This window comes from Acinetobacter sp. BIGb0102 (genome assembly GCF_003815055.1).
Lineage (GTDB): Bacteria > Pseudomonadota > Gammaproteobacteria > Pseudomonadales > Moraxellaceae > Acinetobacter > Acinetobacter vivianii.
Genome location: NZ_RKQE01000015.1, coordinates 34566 through 53563, shown reverse-complemented (window position 1 = coordinate 53563; position 18998 = coordinate 34566). Strand labels below are relative to the sequence as shown.

At 41.6% G+C, this 18998-nt stretch carries 16 protein-coding genes; 8 read left to right on the top strand and 8 right to left on the bottom strand.

Translation table 11 applies throughout. The features are described from left to right. Positions 1-7: 7 nt before the first annotated feature. The 3 genes from EC846_RS14835 to asd all read right to left on the bottom strand — a co-directional run bounded on the left by EC846_RS14835 (position 8) and on the right by asd (position 4034). Positions 8-1249 (bottom strand): FimV domain-containing protein, encoded by a 1242-nt coding sequence (locus EC846_RS14835; RefSeq protein WP_123775633.1) that lies wholly within the window; start codon positions 1247-1249, stop codon positions 8-10. Positions 1250-1310: 61 nt separating this feature from the next. Continuing rightward, the gene (locus EC846_RS14830) at positions 1311-2774 is read right to left on the bottom strand and encodes a FimV family protein (RefSeq protein WP_123775632.1); all 1464 of its coding nucleotides are present in this window, start codon (positions 2772-2774) and stop codon (positions 1311-1313) included. A gap of 141 nt (positions 2775-2915) precedes the next feature. Further along, positions 2916-4034: an aspartate-semialdehyde dehydrogenase gene (gene asd / locus EC846_RS14825; protein ID WP_004774257.1), complete on the bottom strand. Its 1119-nt coding sequence runs from the start codon at positions 4032-4034 to the stop codon at positions 2916-2918. 188 nt (positions 4035-4222) lie between these two features. On the opposite strand from asd, the gene EC846_RS14820 reads away from it, so the two are divergent. Continuing rightward, the gene (locus tag EC846_RS14820) at positions 4223-5332 is read left to right on the top strand and encodes an endonuclease/exonuclease/phosphatase family protein (protein ID WP_123775631.1); all 1110 of its coding nucleotides are present in this window, start codon (positions 4223-4225) and stop codon (positions 5330-5332) included. A 341-nt stretch (positions 5333-5673) separates the two neighbouring features. Here the strand turns inward: EC846_RS14820 and EC846_RS14815 are convergent, their stop codons facing one another. From EC846_RS14815 to EC846_RS14805, 3 genes are read right to left on the bottom strand one after another with little or no spacing between them, the layout of a single operon-like run. After that, positions 5674-6384 (bottom strand): hypothetical protein, encoded by a 711-nt coding sequence (locus EC846_RS14815; protein WP_123775630.1) that lies wholly within the window; start codon positions 6382-6384, stop codon positions 5674-5676. Positions 6385-6386: 2 nt separating this feature from the next. Next, positions 6387-7268: a DUF6502 family protein gene (locus tag EC846_RS14810; RefSeq protein WP_123775629.1), complete on the bottom strand. Its 882-nt coding sequence runs from the start codon at positions 7266-7268 to the stop codon at positions 6387-6389. A 49-nt stretch (positions 7269-7317) separates the two neighbouring features. Then, positions 7318-8559 (bottom strand): cupin-like domain-containing protein, encoded by a 1242-nt coding sequence (locus EC846_RS14805; RefSeq protein WP_123775628.1) that lies wholly within the window; start codon positions 8557-8559, stop codon positions 7318-7320. Positions 8560-8693: 134 nt separating this feature from the next. Here EC846_RS14805 and EC846_RS18235 point away from each other — a divergent pair, with 134 nt between their 5' ends. Beyond that, the gene (locus EC846_RS18235; RefSeq protein ID WP_148087539.1) at positions 8694-10274 is read left to right on the top strand and encodes a PT dipeptide repeat lipoprotein; all 1581 of its coding nucleotides are present in this window, start codon (positions 8694-8696) and stop codon (positions 10272-10274) included. A gap of 62 nt (positions 10275-10336) precedes the next feature. On the opposite strand, the gene EC846_RS14795 is transcribed toward EC846_RS18235, so the two are convergent. Beyond that, positions 10337-11272: a hypothetical protein gene (locus tag EC846_RS14795; RefSeq protein WP_004774266.1), complete on the bottom strand. Its 936-nt coding sequence runs from the start codon at positions 11270-11272 to the stop codon at positions 10337-10339. A 210-nt stretch (positions 11273-11482) separates the two neighbouring features. Here EC846_RS14795 and EC846_RS14790 point away from each other — a divergent pair, with 210 nt between their 5' ends. Both EC846_RS14790 and EC846_RS14785 read left to right on the top strand, forming a co-directional pair. Beyond that, positions 11483-12025, top strand: a complete 543-nt coding sequence (locus EC846_RS14790; RefSeq protein ID WP_123775703.1) for a DUF4334 domain-containing protein — start codon at positions 11483-11485, stop codon at positions 12023-12025. A gap of 133 nt (positions 12026-12158) precedes the next feature. Then, a complete protein-coding gene (locus EC846_RS14785) occupies positions 12159-12686 on the top strand; it encodes an O-acetyl-ADP-ribose deacetylase (RefSeq protein ID WP_123775702.1) in 528 nt (175 codons plus the stop codon). Between the two features lie 59 nt (positions 12687-12745). On the opposite strand, the gene EC846_RS14780 is transcribed toward EC846_RS14785, so the two are convergent. Next, positions 12746-14659, bottom strand: coding sequence for an ATP-binding cassette domain-containing protein (locus tag EC846_RS14780; protein WP_123775627.1), 1914 nt, complete (start codon positions 14657-14659; stop codon positions 12746-12748). A 32-nt stretch (positions 14660-14691) separates the two neighbouring features. Between EC846_RS14780 and EC846_RS14775 the strand changes: the two genes are divergently transcribed. The 4 genes from EC846_RS14775 (at position 14692) to topA (ending at position 18989) form a co-directional block, all read left to right on the top strand. Beyond that, positions 14692-14937, top strand: a complete 246-nt coding sequence (locus EC846_RS14775; RefSeq protein WP_004774270.1) for a SlyX family protein — start codon at positions 14692-14694, stop codon at positions 14935-14937. A 17-nt stretch (positions 14938-14954) separates the two neighbouring features. Beyond that, the gene (locus tag EC846_RS14770) at positions 14955-15776 is read left to right on the top strand and encodes a hypothetical protein (RefSeq protein ID WP_123775626.1); all 822 of its coding nucleotides are present in this window, start codon (positions 14955-14957) and stop codon (positions 15774-15776) included. Between the two features lie 90 nt (positions 15777-15866). Then, on the top strand, positions 15867-16316 hold the full coding sequence (locus EC846_RS14765; RefSeq protein ID WP_004774271.1) for a hypothetical protein: 450 nt from the start codon (positions 15867-15869) through the stop codon (positions 16314-16316). Positions 16317-16349: 33 nt separating this feature from the next. Continuing rightward, positions 16350-18989: a type I DNA topoisomerase gene (topA, locus tag EC846_RS14760; protein WP_047431237.1), complete on the top strand. Its 2640-nt coding sequence runs from the start codon at positions 16350-16352 to the stop codon at positions 18987-18989. Positions 18990-18998 lie beyond the last annotated feature (9 nt).

Here is an 18998-nt window from a genome sequence, read left to right as displayed (position 1 = left end):
ATCAAATTCAGGAAGCTATTTTATTCAGTAAAATTTCTGAACGTTGTTGTTGCTCTGGATTGAATGCTGAGGTGTTTTTTAACAATTCACGGGCAGATTCGTAGGCGCCCAGTTCAACATATTGTTCAGCCAGTTCCAAATTGAGCTGTGCCTCATATAGTTGTTGCAAATCTGGGAATGATTGTACTAGTGGATCATGACTTGCTGAAGTTTGAGACGGTGCTGGAGTAAATTCAACTTTAGGTTCAGCAACAGGCGCGGGTGCTACAGCTTCAAATGAAAACTCAGTCTTTTCAATCGAGGTTTTTTCTTCAACCTGCGCTTGAGACGGTTCAAAATTGAAATCAAGGCTCGGTGCTGTTTCTGTACTTTGCTGTCTGGCTTCAGGTTGATTTGCAACAACCTCTAAATCCGCAAAGTTAAAGTCTAATTCTGGCTTGCTGTCTGCAACTTTGGTTTCTTCAGTCTTCGGTGTTGCTGAATCCAGATTAAAAGAAAACTCAAGTGGTTGCTCTTGTTTTGCTTCAGGTGTTTCAACTGGTGCAGGAGCTGGTTCAACAGTTTCCTTTTGTTCAAATGAAAAGTTGAAATCTAAAGGTTGTACTTCAGGCGCTGGTTCTACTGTTCGAGCTTCTTCCGCAGGAGCCGTATATTCAGATTGTAAATCATCAAAAGACTGTGCTGCTGGTGTTTGAACTAATGCATCGAAATCTGCACTATTGTTTTGAGCGACAGGTTCTGTGGTTGTATGTGTTTGATGAAAGCTTGCCGAATTAAAATCAATAGAGTCAGGCTGTTTATTCTGTAGATATTCACGATGTTTGATTTCAGCGGCTTGCGCAATATCTTCAAGTTTCAGTGCATGCACATGCTTGATCAGTTGATCAATTGCAAAATCATCTTTCTGTTTAAGATGAATCTCAAGTAAAAAAAGATAAAGCTCATGTTGAGAATTATCTTGTTTTAAAGCCTGATTGATTTGTGCTTCAGCGGCTTGGAAATTGCCACTCTGAATTTGCTTTTCAAGCTGTTGGCGAAGGCTTTCAGAAATTGCAGTGCTAACTTGAGGGGCAAGTTCTTGTTCTTCACGAACTAAAGCTGTGCGTGAAGCTGTTTTGGTCGCAGATTTTTTCGGTGTTTTAGCTGTACCTTTCTTTGGTGCAGCATTGGCTTGATTACTTTCACGTTTTTTTAAAAAGATCGCAACCACCAGCACAATGACCAGTAGTACGATGATTATATTTGACATGATCTTTACCCCTTAAAGATTGAGCCGCTTTTATGCAAATTTATGAGAATCTTCTCGTAACCTAGCGTGTTGACTTTTTAGTTTCCTGCTGCGCTTTTAACTGATCTTGTAGTTCGGCAAGCCGAGCATTTAACAGCTGAATACGTTGTTCCTTTTGATGCAGTGCCAGTTCTAACTGTGTTACGTTTCTTTGTAATGTAACGGTTTTTTCCCGTGCTGTCATAACTTTTAATGACAAGTCTGCACTGGTTTTTTGTTGTAATGTGTCTTTTTTGGCACTTCCCGTACTTGAATCTTGATTACTTTCAGCGACTAAGGACATTTCCGCCTGTTGTAAGCGATATTTGGCTTTAGCAGCGGTAGGGCGTTGGGTTTGAGCCGCGATTTGATTGATATTCTTATTCTGCTTCGTTGCTGTCGCGCTGAAATTAAAATTCAAATGTGAACCTTGTCTGAGTCGATTTGCATTGCCTCCAATAAATGCATGCTCATTTTGTGCCTTGATTTGATGCATCACCTGAGTGACAGGTTGCTGGGTTTGCCCCGCAATACGTTGTGCAATACTCCAAAGGGATTCATTGCGTTGTACAACATGTTGTTGTGCTGTTTCACTTGATGTCGTTGGCGTGTTCTGAACAGGTGCTTTTTTCTTCGCAGGGGCTGAAAGCTCTTTAGCCTGATATTGCGCTTTGGTTATTTCGCCATCTTCAACAGACTTTAATGCCGTATTTTTTAACTCATTTGTAGGTGGAGCGCTCTCTGTTGCAGGTGTCGCTGCTTGTGCCGTTTGAATATTTTCCTGTTTCATTGCAGGAGCTTCAGTTGCTTTCTCTGCTTTGCTACTTACATTCGACGCTGTTTGTTGGAGTGGTGCTGCTGCAACAGAGGGTTCTACTTTTACAGGCACAGCAACAGATATTGCGGCTGCTTCGGATACAGAAGGTTGCTGTTTCTTTAATGCTGGCGGCAAGGCAAAGGGCGCATTTAATAGCGTTTCCTGTTTAGCGGCCGCTTTGGTATTGGTGTCTGCAACATTGAAACGGGTACTTTCAGGCAGGTTTAAGGCAATATCTTTTTCACTGACAATAAATTTAGGTGTGAGTGACTTTTCATTATTACTTTTTGCGCTGAGCGATGGCTTTGCTGCCTGACGCATAGATTGTCGAATATGCTTTAAATGAGAAGCACCACCTTCTTGGATTTTGATAATAATGTTTAGTTCGGCATCCGTCATTGGACGGGAAGAGGTGATCACAATGACACCTTCTCCCTGATTGTTGCGACGTGTAAAAAAGTTCAGGTTTGAAGGGGGCTGATGTGCGGCGCCAATCATCAATAAGTCTTCAGGCGTTGCCAGACTCACATCAAATTTCGAGTTGATATCAGCTTGATGAAAACTCATTTCCGCATAAAGTAACTCACCCGGAGCAGACTGAATTTGCAATGGATCAAGTGTAATTGCATAAAGATGTTGCGAAGAAATTATGGTTAAAATGGCAATTTTTAATTTGTTATAAACAGTCATCTCGATCCATGAAAAAGTGATGTTATGGTCAGAAAAAAGTATACATTACCGTGATGTAAATGAATTGTAAATTCTTCATTTTCCATCCACATAAAAAAGCCGATCAAATGTGATCGGCTTTTGATTTTTCGGGATTTTTGCTTAAGCGTTCTTGTATTCAACCAGAATACGAAGCATACGACGCAATGGTTCAGCAGCGCCCCAAAGCAACTGGTCACCAACTGTAAATGCGCCTAGGTATTCTTTACCCATATTCAGTTTGCGTAAACGGCCCACTGGAACAGTTAAAGTTCCTGTTACTGCAACTGGGGTAAGATCAGTCATTGATGCTTCGCGTGTATTCGGAACCACTTTTGCCCATTGGCTAGAGTTGCGAATCATGTCTTCGATCTCGTCCAGCGCCACATCTTTTTTCAATTTCAATGTAATCGCTTGAGAGTGACAACGCATCGCACCGATACGGACACAGTGTCCATCGATTGGAACAATTTGCTGGTTACCGAGGATCTTGTTGGTTTCAACCTGACCTTTCCATTCTTCTTTTGATTGACCACTTTCGAGCTGTTTGTCGATATATGGAATCAATGAACCTGCCAATGGCACGCCGAAGTTTGCTTTCGGGAAACCTTCGCCACGTTGCAAGTCTGCAATTTGACGATCAATATCAAGAATCGCAGATTTAGGATCATCCAGTAAGTCTTTGGTATTGTTATACAGATAGCCCATACCTGTGATCAGTTCACGCATGTTTTGCGCGCCGGCACCCGATGCTGCCTGATAAGTCATTGATGTTGCCCATTCAACCAGATTGTTCTGGAACAATGAACCCAAGCCCATCAGCATCAGTGAAACAGTACAGTTACCGCCAACGAAAGTTTTAGTGCCATTCACTAAACCATCTTTGATCACGTTCAAGTTTACTGGATCAAGTACGATGATTGCATCATCAGCCATACGCAAGGTAGAAGCTGCATCAATCCAGTAGCCATCCCAACCTTCAGCTTTGAGTTTCGGGAAAACTTCAGATGTGTAATCACCACCTTGACAGGTTAAAATGACATCCATTTGCTTCAGACTCTTAATGTCCGTTGCATCCATAAGTGCTGGGGCAGTCTTACCACCAAATGCAGGCGCTTCACCACCTGCATTACTGGTAGAGAAATAGAATGGCTCGATATGAGCAAAATCATTCTCTTCAACCATACGTTGCATAAGGACAGAACCAACCATCCCACGCCAACCGACCAGACCTACTTTCATGTCATTGTGCCTCGGTATGTAAAAAAATTAAAAGGGGTTTGAGTGTATCAAAAGCGTCCACAACTGCAAGCGTTACCTCGCTAAAACAGCCTGTTTATTGAGTGGAATATCTTGTTTATATTAGATAGAAAATTGATAAAGCTACAGCTTTATTGTAAATCTATGCTATCCCAAAGAGAAAAATGAACATGATGTGGATTCAGATTTGCGCAGCAGTAGTGATATGGCTTTCATTTTGGTCTTTGATCCCTCGAGATGAGTGGTGGTTTCGAGGGGCGGATTTTCCCAGATTACAAATTTTGGCATTGGGGATTTTGACCGCTTGTGCAATGTTATTTGGTGTATCGGACTGGACTTTGAGCACGGAGCTATTTTTTCTTGGTTTAATGGCTGCGATTGCCTATCAGCTCAAAATGGTTTTGCCCTATACGCCGTTATGGAAAAAGCAGGTTCAAAAAGTAAAGAAGGCGCAGTTAAAACCTGAACAGCAAGTTTCATTACTGGTTGCGAATGTACTGACCCCAAACGATAAATATCATCTTTTGCTAGCGCATATTGAAAATTTAAAACCTGATGTGGTACTGACCCTTGAGTCGGATGCTGCATGGCAACAAGCGCTGAGCAAAATCGAAGCAGATTATCCTTTCCGTGTGCCTGTGCCTTTAGACAATCTATATGGCATGCATCTATATAGTCGTTTGCCGTTAAATGGCACCGAAGTGAAATTTATCTTAAGTGACGAGATTCCTTCGATTCACACTTGTCTGACGTTAGCGTCGGGTGTGCAGGTTAAGTTGTACTGTTTACATCCTAAGCCTCCGAGTCCAACTGAGGCCAAAGACTCAACTTTAAGAGATGCCGAACTCTTGATTGTGGGTGACCAAATTAAAGACCTAGATCAGAGCTGTATTGTGATGGGAGATCTGAATGATGTGGCGTGGTCGAGAACAACCCGCCTATTCCAGCGTATTAGCGGCTTGCTTGATCCACGGGTTGGGCGCTATTTCATGAATACTTTCCATGCCGATTATCCTTTACTACGTTGGTCACTGGATCATCTGTTTCATAGTACGGATTTTGGTTTAGTCAAAATGAAACGTTTGTCGCATATCGGTTCAGATCATTTTCCGATTTATGTGGTGTTACAAACAGATCGTCTATTTGAACAACAGCAGGAATCACTGGAACAGACAGCCGAAGATGAACAGGAAGCTCAAAAGGCGATACAGGAAGGCATAGAGAAGGCTGAGGAAGAGGAGAAAGAGGTCATTGATCCTTTGGCTCAACCTCATAAATAGTGGGTTGTATAAGATTAAATTACGTGATTTATTTAGATTTCAGTGATTTGAGGAATTGCGTGATTTTAAACTTTAGCTAATTAATGTACGTTATTTCGTACATAGATTTAAGTTTGTAACGAATAGTCTTACAGCCGTAAAAGATTTATTCTAAATACATCAGCACAAGGACGCAGGAATGGATTTCCGATTAAGGATAAGCAGCGCTGAGATGGAACAGTCATCATGGATATGATGCATGCGATGGACGCAAGATAATAAAAATAACGTGAAAGCACAACCTCATTTGCCCGAGTTTTGCAGGATGCAGGACTCGGGTTTTAATTTTTTCATGATTAGCATTATTCTGGCTTTTCCCCGACAGGTTGTTCAGGAACCGTGATCGGTGGTTCTATATGTTTAGGCTCTTTAGGAATACGTTTCTTATAAATAGGCACAGTGATCTGGGCTGCGTCACATTTTTCCCATGCTGTCCCAATACTAGGCAAGTCAGTACGATAAAAAGCTTTATAGTTTATGATTAAGGGAAGTTCAGTCTCCGCAAAGCTGAGATCGAGCTCATAAGTCCGTGTTTCATAAGGACGCAATACTTGTATTTCATCTTGATCTGTAGCACATCTTAATGATTGTCCATGAAACATGACAGTTTCACCTACTTGAAACTCAATAGGACGGCACAGCGGTACGAGCTGATAGACATAATTTGGGGTGGTGTTGCTAATTTCAATTTGCAGGGGTGACAAGGCTAAGCTCTGAAGGGAGTTTACAGCTAAAGGTTGTTTGGTTTCAGCATCGATAAATCGCATGCTGCGTTGTACCCCCGTACAGCTACTTTGGCTTTCTTGCGGGATTGTGACGACATATTCATAAAATTCACCTTTATCTCCAGTCGAGGGATACGAACCTCCATTATTTCCCCCACCAGGTAAGGGTTTTTGGGTACCAGAACCACTGCCTCCCAAGCTGACATTGGCCGCAGAAAAATTTTCTCCACAGGCGGTTAAAGCAATCGCTGAAACTAAAATAATGCTCGGGAAAAGTATTGTTTTCATTTTTATTTATCCTTAAATATATAAGGCACTTGTAGTTTTATCTGTGTATCGTACTGATAGACCCCAAATCGAAATTGATAAGTCGCATCTGCTTTGTTCTGGTCTTGTTCGCAATGATGAATGGCAGCATTTAATAATTGTTTTGCCATATCTTGCCAGAGTTCGATACTGAGTTGTCGAAGTGCCTCAACCGATTGTGGTGTTAATTTCTCGGCATGGACTGCCTGTTCGAGATGAGTAAAAGGTTTTTCGCTGATAAAGTTATCAATTCCAGCTGCCAGATGATCTGTGAGGTTGGCAGAAAATAGGGCTTTACTTTCCTGCATTTGATTATCTGGTGTAAAGCTATTTTGCTGTAAGATAACCTGTTGTCCTTGTTGTTCAACCACGCCTAAACGTTGTAATTCAAATAGAATTGAACGGGGATGTTTTTCTGTCGAGATGTGTTTCACCAAAGCTTCAAAACTGTTCTCTTCACCAGAAACTGGAATCTGATGAGGAAGATCAAGTGCTATCCAGCGTGCAATGACACGTGCAGGAACACTAATGGCAAAGTTGGGAGCTTCGATCGTAGTTTGAGTGGCTTGTTGCCGAAAAGCACTGACATCTTTACGGTGTAATCCTGATAATAAACTCACGGCTGAATCTGTTTTATTTTGTTGAATCCGATCTAATTCTGAGAGTGCCTGTTCATAAAAAATTGGCTTCAATGCGGCAACAAAGTCGGTATAACCTACGCCAGAATGAATCAACCAGCGCGCAATATGCTGCATCATTGGAAAAATACTTTCCAAGGTTGTTTCTGCTTCTTGAGCAATAACACCTTGCGTATCATTCGCTGTTAATTCGTTTTCGGTCATGACCTGATTTGTTGGTTTTACCATTAAAGCACCTGAAGAGTTAAAGCGTGATTAATTATGGGTTGATCTGATTTTAACAATAGTTGGTTGTTGGAAATGATTCAGCACCACCATTGTCGATATTAAAATGAGTAAATGAAACACTCATGGAAATATCCAGACTTTCGACACAATGCCACCAGCCGAGAGGGATAAATAAAGCATCACCCGGTTCGAGAATACATTCGATTTTGCTGCTCAGTGCAAAGTCTGGAAATGATTTTTCTACATCTATTTGATAAGGATCAGCAATTTTGCTAAAAACTGCGACATCATTATATAAATTTGGCACTTGTAGCGCGGGAATTAAGGTGACCTTTTTACGTCCATAGATTTGAACAAGGATGTTATTGGTCAAATCATGATGCAGGGGCGTAAAGGCACCTTTCGGTCCAAACCAGATAAAGCTACGATCGTAGACCTGTGTATGATCTGTATAGCCATGAAAATGATCAATATCCTGAAATAATGTGGCTAAACTTGACTGACTGGCTTTGGCATTATTAGCCGTCATATAAAAATTATTAGAGTGAGGAGTTTGTTCAATTAATTCGACAAACTCACTCATCAGCATCTTGGTTTTATGTTGAATCGAGTTGCGTTCAAACATTGGATCTTGTTCACGATTGAACTGCACCTCAACTTCCTGATTCCCGACTATTTTTTTGAAATATTGAGGTGACCATTTCTGTAAGGCAGGCCAATGGATGACTGAATCTGTGAGGATGACAGGTAAATTTCGACTGTAATATTGTTGAATAAATTGCTCGAATGAGGGAAGTGTGATCCGGCTAATATGCTGATATTGGGGATTCAGGCGGGCAAAACAATCGAGAGTATTGAGCAACCAGTTTCTTTTCCGCACTAAAAAATGCTGTTCTTGGGCGATTTGAAAATAAGGATGTTGTTTTAGCTGAGCCAATTCCAGTGTGATATCAATTTCACTTAAGCCTTGTTGTTGCAAAGTTTGATAAATACAGGCCTGGTCTGTCCCATTCAAAACGGCCTGCGCAAGCCATTTTTGCTGTTGTTGATTGAACGTAATGCGGAGCTGTGCCTGTTTTTCTAGCACAGTTTGTTCTTGTTGATGATCGTGTTGTGGTTCTAGCGGTACTTGAGCTGCAAAGTTCTGACCAAGATCAATTAAGCCTTCACGTAGCAAAATATTGACTAAATCAGTGGGGCGACAGCCACGTTCTAAATTTTCTTCTAGCCAGATCTGCCATTCCTTTGGTAAGGCACTGAATTGTCTGGCTAAGTTCTCTTGTGCATCCATACATTCTGACCATGAGTAAAAATATTTTTGACCTTTCGTTATTAATTTACGCAGAAATATATTTGCACTCAAGCATAAAAGTGTTAAATTTTCACATGCAATTTATGTGAAAAAATCACACAGAGGGTAGAATAATGAAAAAAATATGGACACAACTTGCATTAAGCGTGACATGTGCTGTACTGGTCGGGTGTGGCTCGGATAATGATTCTGATTCCAAACCAACGCCTACACCAACTCCAACGCCTACACCGACTCCAACGCCTACACCGACTCCAACGCCTACACCGACCCCAACACCTACACCGACTCCAACGCCTACACCGACCCCAACACCTACACCAACTCCAACACCGACCCCAGTCGTGGCCGATCGCTTTGTCGGTTCTTGGCTAGGCGGCTTTTGCCATGAAGGGGCACGAACAAACTTAACTGTGTATAAGACTTCAGATAACAGCGTTCGTTTTACGAAAGAAACGCGTCAATTTGAAAAAGAAGATTGCACAGGTGCCATTATTAAAAATTATGCGGTTGCTTCTGATGATGCGTTGATTACTGACATTTTGCCAACTGAAACCAGTGGGACCACGACGGCAAATCGGGTGAAATATAGTGATCGATATCGCACGGGAAGTGCATGGGCCTATGCCTTTAAAGGAGATGGGATGTGTGAGGTGAATGAAAAAGCGAATATTAAAGATATTCAGGCGTATATGGATGCTATTGATCCATCGAGGACAGTCACTTGCTATACCCGTACCAATGTAGATGGTTATAGCCTATTCAAACCGACTGTAAAAAATGCAACTGCAAGTTATCGCTTGTTAGATAACCAAAGCTCTTTTGAGAATTTTCTGGCGCAAGCCAATGAGCAGGGGCGTCAGGGCTTTGCTTTAGCTAGTAATTCTCTGGATGTAAAAAAAGCCAATAGTGATTTTCCAGAACCTAAAAACTTATATGTGAAAAATAATGCTTCGACGGATACTTACAGCTATAAAATTGTTGATGTCAAAACCAATGTGCTTGCCAATGTTTATCTGTTCTGGTTGGCTGAGATTAAAAAACAAGGTAAAGCTGGCTTTGCGTATAAGTCATCATTGGGTGAGTCACCAAGCTATACTTATAAATATTTATTTGTTAAAAATGATAAAAAACCAGCAACTTATACTTATGACAACCGCTTCTTAACCGATACCAGTCGCGCTAATATTCTGGCAACATTTAATGAGCTGGGGGCACAGGGTTGTAAGTTAATTTATGCTGGCAGCACTTTTACCAATAACGGCACAACCAATGGTACGTTTTATGTGCCAACCTGTGTGAACAGTAGTACCCATAATGGAACCTATGCATATCGCTATTTCGAAATGCCAAAAACAGAAGCCGGATTTTATGATGATAATCCTACCAAACTAGACCTGTTACTCAAGCAGCAGGCTGCAGAAGGCTATCACCTGATTGATAAGGACAATGCAATTGTGTTCTTTAATACCAAAGGCTATTTATTTGAACGTGATAGTACGAGCACAGCCAATATTGAATCTAAGGTCTTTAAGGAAGATGCGATTTATAAACTGGATCTACCAAGCGAGGTTCAAAACCGCTTACAAGATCAGGGTAATTTAGGCTGGTTTATTAATGTGAAATTAGGATCGGTTTATAGCAATAATCCAACTTATTATGATTTAAGCTCAGGCGTGATTTTCCCGAACTAATATTTATCTTTTCCTCATTGAAAAAAGAGCCGATTCATTACAATGGATCGGCTCTTTGCGTATCAATAGATTTTTTCGTAGCCTTCGGCTCTAGTTTTAAAACGGCGGTGGAACCACATCCATTGCGTCGGTGCGATACGTAATTGCGCTTCAATAATCTGATTCACTCGGATCGCATCACTCACTTCATCTTCGCTTGGCATGTTGTCCACAATCGGTTCAATCAGGACTTTGTATTGCGGATTACGCACATCTCCGTACCGATAGAAATACAACGGAATCGCGACAGCCTTCGAGATTTTTAATAAACGACGATGTGCCGTGACCGTTGCGGCAGGGACACCAAAGAAAGGGGCCATCACGCCTTGTTTGAGACCGAAATCCTGATCAGGGCTATACCAGATTGCACCACCGTCTTTTAGGCGACGAATCAAACCACGCATATCATCATGATCAATCTGGTGCTGATAAATGGTTGCACGGCAACGATAAATCAGCATATCCAACATCGGATTATTCTGCGGTCGATACACCACATCTGGCTCGAAATACTGGGCGCAGATATAACCGCCCGCATCTAGCAAGGTACTATGTGTGCCCAGTAATAAGATGCCTTTGCCTTGAGCTTTGGCCTCATGAATATGTTCTAGGCCTTCAATGCTATGACGATCTTTAAACCATTGTGGGCAATACCATGCATTCAGGGTTTCAAAAACACCCAGCATCATATCGACAAAAACTTGTTTTGCTTGGGCTTCGACTTCCGCAGGTGACCATTCTGGAAAACACAGTTCCAGATTTCGAAGTGTGGTTTTTCGGCGTGACTTGAGTAGATGCCAGAATAATCCTGCTAAGCCATGTGCCAAGCGCCACTGAATTGCCCATGGGAGAATGGCCAATAACATAAGAAAAAAAATGGCGATCCAAATTTTCCAATATTTGGGTAATAGAAATTCCCATTGAAATTCGCCAGGTATATAAGACTGCTTTTGACTCATAAACTTAGTAGAGTGAATAATGTTGAATTTTGGAGCAGTGTAACATGAAGTGAGCCTGAGAATATGCCAACACGCTTTTGTTCGGTTGCTACTCGGCGGAAATTGAATGAGAAATTTTCTGCTTCTACTTTAGCTGTAATACAATGCAGGTCATACCTGACTCAATCCAGATTGAGTTGAGGATCAATAAAACAAAAAAGGGAAGGGATGATGAATATTCAGGAAATATCACAAGGGAAGAAAATCGACGCTCAGGAAATGATCGAGTTTTATGATCAATTGGGTGAGGTTGACTGTCCATTTATGTATGGTCGCTGGAAAGGGTTTGAGGTGGTAACAGGTCATCCGATGAATGGTCTATTGGAGCAGGCAAACTGGTATGGGAAATTATTTATTGATCAGGAAACGGTATATCCGTTAGTGCTCCTCAATTCGAAGAAAACAGCGTTATTTTTCCTTGATCCGAAATGGTTGCCTCTAAATCTCGATTTTAGCCTTTTGAAAAATAACAGTAAGTATCTGGCTGGTGGTTTGAAACTATTAAAAACCAAAGACAGTAAAGCCCGCTTAAGAATGACTGAGTTTCGGGGGAAAATATCAGCGACGATGATTTACGATGAAAAGCCCATTCACGATGTGTTTCGAAAAATAGATGAAAATACCGTATTGGGCTGGATGGATTTAAAACAGCAAGCCCAGCCCTATTTTTTTATTCTGCAACGCGATAATCAAAGCTCGCTTGGCTTTGAATAACCCAACTCTCTGTGATGATTTATCTTTTGCGAATTGGAACTTAGATCAAGTTGTGCGTACACTTTTAAATCTAAAAGATAAAGCGCATGCTTTTTGTCGATAGATCAATCATTATTTCGATCAGGAGATCATGGTGAAAACGATAAACATCATTCAGGGAGATATTACTCAGATTACGGCCGATGCCATTGTGAATGCTGCGAATACCTCGTTACTCGGTGGAGGCGGTGTAGATGGCGCAATTCACCGAAAAGGCGGCGCAGCGATTTTGGCAGATTGTCAAAAAATAAGAGCAAAACAGGGCGGTTGTGCTATTGGTGAAGCGGTCATGACGACGGCTGGAAATTTGCCTGCGAAATATGTCATTCATACCGTTGGGCCCACTTGGGTCGATGGACAGCACGATGAAGTTTTATTATTGGAAAATGCTTATCGGAACAGTTTTAAACTGGCTGAAAATTTGAAACTACAAAGTGTGGCATTTCCGAATATTTCTACAGGAATTTATCGTTTTCCTAAACAGCTTGCTGCTCAAATTGCGTTAAAAACAATTGCTGAGCAATTAAAACAGAGTCAGTTTATAACAGAAGTCATTTTTGTATGTTTTGATGATGAGAATTTTAATATTTATCAGTCATTAAAAGATAATTTTAAGATTTAATCTTCGATTTGATTTTGAATTGAGCATCTATCCTCAATAGATAGATGCTCATATAAGATTTAATTACCTTTGCTTAGATTTTCTAGCTCATCCCAGTGCTCTAACTTTTCTAGCAATAATTCGTCAATTTCTGCGAGACGTTGGCTGGCTTGAGTCGCTGCATTGGCATCGCTGACAAACCATGAACCATCAGCCAGTTTCGCTGATAATGTGGCTTGTTCAGTTTCCAATGCTTCAATTTCAGCAGGCAGCTGTTCAAGTGCACGCTGATCTTTATAGCTCAACTTCACTTTTTTCGGTGCAGGAGCGAGAGCAGCTGCGGCAGCCGCTTCAGCTTTTGCCTGCGCTTTTTTGACATCACTTTTTTGATCAACGACTTTCTGGTCTGGGCGTTGTTCTAGATAGTCCTGATAGCCACCGATGTATTCATCAATATTCCCTTTGCCATCAAATACCCACGTTGAGGTCACAACGTTATCCATAAAGGCACGGTCATGCGAGATCAGCAGCAAGGTCCCTTTGTATTCAGATAACATTTCTTCAAGCAACTCAAGCGTCACCATATCTAGGTCATTGGTTGGCTCATCCATTACAATCAGGTTCGATGGCTTAAGTAACAATTTTGCGAGAAGAATACGGTTCCGTTCACCACCAGAGAGCGCTTTTACTGGTGTACGCGCACGTTCTGGAGAGAATAGAAAGTCTTGTAAATAGCTATAGATATGACGGCGGTTACCATTCACATCGACAAAGTCTGAGCCTTCTGAAACGTTCGCCATCACAGTCTTTTCAAGATCTAGCGCATTACGTAACTGGTCAAAATAGGCGATTTCAAGTTGCGTACCTGTCTTGACTGAACCGCCATGCTCGATTTCGCCCAGAATAGCTTTGATCAAGGTAGTTTTACCGACACCGTTGTCACCCACTAAACCGATACGGTCGCCACGCAACACGATTGCAGAGAAATCTTTAATCAGTGCTTTGCTGTCGTAGCTCACGCTTAAGTTTTCAATTTCAAACACCAGCTTACCAGAGCGATTCGCCTCTTGGGTTGCCATGCTAACCTTGCCTTGTTGTGAACGACGTGCCTTAGACTGTTCACGCAAGTCTTTCAAGGCACGGACACGACCTTCATTACGGGTACGACGTGCTTTAATGCCTTGACGAATCCATGCTTCTTCTTCAGCTAACTTTTTATCGAATAGAGCATTCTGCTTTTCTTCTGCTTCCATTTGCTGTGCTTTGAGGTCGAGATAACGTGAATAGTTACCTTCGTAGCTACGCAAAATACCGCGATCCAGTTCGACAATACGAGTTGCGATGCTGTCAACAAATGAACGGTCATGCGAGATAAAGAGCAGGGTCAGGTTATTCTGATCCATTAAAAACTTTTCTAACCATTCGATACTTTCAACATCGAGATGGTTAGTTGGTTCATCGAGTAATAGTACATCTGGTTGAGTCAGTAAGGCACGCGCCAACAATACGCGACGTTTACGTCCGCCTGATAAATCTGCAAGATCCGCATTTGGATCAAGTCCCATTTTACTGAGAATTGAGTTGACCTTATTTTCGAGTGCCCAGCCATCGAGTTGATCGAGTTTGTGCTGAAGCATGCCCATACGGTCACAGGCTTCCATATCACCTAGCACGCAGGCATCGCTGGCTTCATGATATTCTTTTAAGACATTGGCTGCTTCGCCTGCACCTTCGGCAACGATATCAGCAACTTTACCAGAGTCCATTGGGACATCTTGGGCTAACATTGAAACAGTTAAGCCGTTTTGAATGGAAACTTCGCCGTTATCAGGCAACAGGCTTCCCTCAATCAGTTTTAATAAAGTAGACTTACCTTCGCCATTACGACCAATTAAACAGACTCGTTCGCCACGTTCCAGGTTAAAGTTCGCGCCGTCGAGTAAGGCAGGTCCGCCAAATGCGAGATGGACATCCCTTAAAGTAATATAGGCCATAATGTTTCCTAAAAGTTCAGATGAGGTCTGAAATGACTAAACCACAAAATTTTGATGATCACGCGTCATTTTCCGCACCCATTGAAGATTTGCAAGTCCGAATTGCATTTTTAGATGATTTAGTTGAACAATTAAATCAACAACTGGCAATTCAGACGCAAGAAATTGCCGATTTAAAAAAACAGATGCAACTTTTATATCGTCGGGTTGAATCTTCAGATTTATCGGAAGGTATTGCAGCTTTTGATCCTGTGAATGATAAACCGCCGCATTATTGACCTTAATGAGTTAAAAAATGTTTTTAAAGAAACTGAGTACGTCTATAGGACATATTGCTTTTTTTTCTACATTTCTTATCGTATCGATCACTTTAGGCGGACTTATATATATTGATACCTTTTTGAATGAGATTAATTACAATATAACTTTGCTTGATATTGATTTTTATAGTGTTTTTATAGCCTTTCTAACTGGGGATAAATTTGGTTTGATTGGTCATGGACTGACGGCTTTTATTGTATTGTTTATTACTGCTGAATTTTTTCCAAGGACCTTTTATTTTTTTATAGGAATTTCTCATTTTTTCTATTTAGGACTCTTAAAGCTGCTAAATAGAATTAAAGAACCTCTATCTTTTTTTGTATTATCATTTTTTATAATTATTTTTTGCTTATTTGTTGTCCTTAATTGGATTTTATTTGATAGCCCCAAAAAAATAATAACTTTCATGGCTAATTGCATTAAAAAAATTGATGATGCTATGAAGGAGGAGAGACTAGCAATTCAGAAAAAGTATGAGATGGAGCTTGCCTACAAAGATTATGAGAAAGGGTCATTTTGGATAATAATAGCTCTTGGATTATTTTTAGGGTGGCTACTTTGGTTACTAGAGTTTGGAGTTGTTGCTAAAGATAAAGTACAGCAATTACAAACTAAAAATATGTCACATAACATTTACTTACAGGTAGGTGGGAAAGTCGAGAGAGTTTCGTGTAGATATCTTTTTAAGACTAGAAATGGCTATTTAGTCATGGTAGAGGGAAGTTCTGGAAAAAACAAAGCGGTGATCTATACAGATAATGTCGTATATAAATTGGAACAACAATTAAATAGCTAACTTTATAAAATCTAAATTAGCGAATAAAACAGTCTTGCCTTTTTGATTCAACTTATGTAACGCTAGTAAAAGGATGTTTTGGGCAACTTTATGAGTAATATTGGAATTTGGATCACAGTTGCGATTGTACTGTTTGTACTTGGCTCGATTTTTGGCTTACGTGTTAGTCCACGAGAAAAAGCATTGGGCATGATGCGTGATCAGGCACGGAAAATGGGCTTGCATCCACGCTTAATCGCAGCGCCAGAATGGACAAAAATTCCAATGGCATCGGAAAAGCGTGCCAGTATGGTGGCCTATTATAGTGTCCTGATTCCAGATGCCCGTTTGCCGCTTATGCGTGCACGAGTGGTAGATGGCAAGCTTCAGGTGGTGCAAGGTGATCAGAAATTTAATGATTTAACCATTGCATTAAAAGGAGTTTATGCTATTGATATGCAGGCAAACTGTGTTGGGCTATATTGGGATGAAGAAACTGACTTAAAAGCCACACAGCTTGAACAGATAAAAACTTATTTACATGAATTAGCTCAGCGCTAATTTATTGATTGAACACAGGAAAAACGATTTATTATGGCGAAAACTCCACGCTCTGCTTCAGAAAGCACAGCAGCTTCCGCATCTGCTGCAAAGAAACGTGCCTTAGTGATTGTGGAGTCGCCTGCAAAAGCGAAAACAATTAATAAATATTTAGGTTCACAGTTTGTAGTGAAGTCATCGGTCGGTCATGTGCGTGATTTACCGACAGGAGGCGGAGCGAAGTCGACTGAAAAGAAGCCTGCAACGCGTGTCAAACTGACTGAACAGCAAAAAGCTGAAAAAGCCCAATCTGCACTGATTAACCGTATGGGGGTTGATCCAGAACATGACTGGATTGCCCATTATGAAGTGCTGCCTGGCAAAGAACATGTGGTTGCCGAGCTGAAAAAACTCGCCAAAGATGCCGATGCAATCTATCTCGCAACGGATTTGGATAGAGAAGGGGAAGCGATTGCTTGGCATTTAAGAGAAGTGATTGGTGGGGATGACAGCCGTTACCACCGTGTGGTCTTTAACGAGATTACTAAAAATGCCATTCAGGAAGCGTTTAAACAGCCAACACGCCTCGATTTGAACCGTGTCAATGCACAACAGGCACGTCGTTTCCTTGACCGTGTGGTGGGCTTTATGGTGTCACCACTGTTGTGGGAAAAAATTGCTCGTGGATTATCGGCAGGCCGTGTGCAATCGGTTGCGGTCAAACTCGTGGTCGAGCGTGAACGTGAAATCCGTGCCTTTATCCCAGAAGAATACTGGCAAGTTTTTGCAGATACTTTGTCGAAGAAAGATGACATTCGTCTTGAAGCGGTTAAACAAGCCGGTAAGACGCTTAAACTCAAGAATAAAGCTGAAACTGATGCGCTATTAAGCGTATTAAAAGATGCTGAATATAAAGTTGCATTACGTGAAGATAAGCCGACCAAGGTTAATCCAAGTGCACCGTATATCACGTCGACTCTTCAGCAAGCAGCAAGTACCCGTCTAGGTTTCTCTGTGAAGAAAACCATGATGCTGGCGCAGCGTTTGTATGAAGGTGGTTTTATTACCTATATGCGTACGGACTCAACCTTCTTGAGTGATGACGCGGTGAATATGGTACGTAATCATATTCAACAAAATTTTGGTGAAAAATATGTTCCTGCCAAGCCAAACCGTTATGGCAATAAAGCAGGCGCGCAAGAAGCCCATGAAGCGATTCGTCCATCAGATGTAGGATTGACGGGTGACAAACTTGCAGGTGTTGAGCGTGATGCTCAGCGTTTATATGATTTGATCTGGCGTCAATTTGTCGCTTGTCAAATGACACCAGCAGAATATTTATCTTCGACTTTGACGGTTGAAGCGGCAAATGTTGAGTTAAAGGCAAAAGGCCGTACTTTAGTCTTTGATGGTTTTACCCGTGTTCGTGGTGCCAACAAATCAGATGATGATGTGTTACTGCCAGCAGTGAAAGTCGGCGAAGTCCTCAAGTTAGAAAAGCTTGATCCAAGCCAGCACTTTACCAAACCACCTGCACGTTTTACCGAAGCATCTTTAGTAAAAGAACTTGAGAAAAAAGGGATTGGTCGTCCATCGACCTATGCTGCGATTATCTCAACGATTCAAGAACGTGGTTATGTGAAACTGGAAAACCGTCGTCTCTTTGCTGAGAAGATGGGTGAGATCGTTACAGATCGTCTGGATGAAAGTTTTAATAACCTGATGAATTATGCTTTCACCGCAGATTTAGAAGGTCAGTTAGACCGTGTAGCGACAGGTGAGCGTAACTGGAAAGAGTTGCTGGATACATTCTATGGCGACTTTAAAAAGCGTTTGACCAATGCACAAGGCGAAAGCGGCATGCGCCGTAACCAGCCTGTCGAAGTACCCGATGTCCCTTGTCCTGAATGTGCTCGTCCAATGCAGGTACGTACAGGAACAACAGGCGTATTCTTGGGATGTTCAGGTTATAACCTGCCTCCGAAAGAGCGTTGTAAAGGTACACTGAATCTAACACCAGTTGAGTCTTTAGCTGCATTATCTGATGATGATGGTGCTGAAACAGCCGATTTGATGTCGAAACATCGTTGTCCTAAATGCGGTACTGCAATGGACAGCTATGTGGTTGATGGTGGTCGTAAATTACATGTCTGTGGTAATAACCCGGATTGTGATGGCTACGAAGTCGAAGAAGGTGAATTCAAGATCAAGGGGTATGATGGCCCAACCATTCCATGTGATAAATGTGATGGTGAAATGCAGTTAAAAACAGGCCGTTTTGGTCCATATTTCGCCTGCTCAAGCTGTGATAATACCCGTAAAGTGTTAAAGAGCGGTCAACCTGCGCCACCGCGTGTTGATCCGATCAAAATGGAACACCTGCGCTCAACCAAGCATGATGATTTCTTTGTATTGCGTGACGGTGCTGCTGGCTTATTCCTGGCTGCAAGTAAATTCCCGAAAATTCGTGAAACACGTGCACCAAAAGTGGCTGAGTTACGTAGCGTTGCGGAACAACTTGATCCGAAATATCAATTCTTGCTGCAAGCGCCAGATGTTGATCCTGAAGGCAATCCAACCGTGGTGAAATTTAGTCGTAAGAATCAGTCACAATACGTAGGTTCTGAAACGGCAGAAGGCAAACAAACCAAGTGGAGTCTAGTTTTCCAAGACGGAAAATGGGTTGAAGCTTAAACATTCAGA

Bases quoted from the DNA above. Each gene is read 5' to 3' on its own strand.
- EC846_RS14835 (WP_123775633.1), bottom strand. From the start codon at position 1,249: ATGTCAAATATAATCATCGTACTACTGGTCATTGTGCTGGTGGTTGCG.
- EC846_RS14830 (WP_123775632.1), bottom strand. From the start codon at position 2,774: ATGACTGTTTATAACAAATTAAAAATTGCCATTTTAACCATAATTTCT.
- asd (WP_004774257.1), bottom strand. From the start codon at position 4,034: ATGAAAGTAGGTCTGGTCGGTTGGCGTGGGATGGTTGGTTCTGTCCTT.
- EC846_RS14820 (WP_123775631.1), top strand. From the start codon at position 4,223: ATGATGTGGATTCAGATTTGCGCAGCAGTAGTGATATGGCTTTCATTT.
- EC846_RS14815 (WP_123775630.1), bottom strand. From the start codon at position 6,384: ATGAAAACAATACTTTTCCCGAGCATTATTTTAGTTTCAGCGATTGCT.
- EC846_RS14810 (WP_123775629.1), bottom strand. From the start codon at position 7,268: ATGGTAAAACCAACAAATCAGGTCATGACCGAAAACGAATTAACAGCG.
- EC846_RS14805 (WP_123775628.1), bottom strand. From the start codon at position 8,559: ATGGATGCACAAGAGAACTTAGCCAGACAATTCAGTGCCTTACCAAAG.
- EC846_RS18235 (WP_148087539.1), top strand. From the start codon at position 8,694: ATGAAAAAAATATGGACACAACTTGCATTAAGCGTGACATGTGCTGTA.
- EC846_RS14795 (WP_004774266.1), bottom strand. From the start codon at position 11,272: ATGAGTCAAAAGCAGTCTTATATACCTGGCGAATTTCAATGGGAATTT.
- EC846_RS14790 (WP_123775703.1), top strand. From the start codon at position 11,483: ATGAATATTCAGGAAATATCACAAGGGAAGAAAATCGACGCTCAGGAA.
- EC846_RS14780 (WP_123775627.1), bottom strand. From the start codon at position 14,659: ATGGCCTATATTACTTTAAGGGATGTCCATCTCGCATTTGGCGGACCT.
- EC846_RS14775 (WP_004774270.1), top strand. From the start codon at position 14,692: ATGACTAAACCACAAAATTTTGATGATCACGCGTCATTTTCCGCACCC.
- EC846_RS14770 (WP_123775626.1), top strand. From the start codon at position 14,955: ATGTTTTTAAAGAAACTGAGTACGTCTATAGGACATATTGCTTTTTTT.
- EC846_RS14765 (WP_004774271.1), top strand. From the start codon at position 15,867: ATGAGTAATATTGGAATTTGGATCACAGTTGCGATTGTACTGTTTGTA.
- topA (WP_047431237.1), top strand. From the start codon at position 16,350: ATGGCGAAAACTCCACGCTCTGCTTCAGAAAGCACAGCAGCTTCCGCA.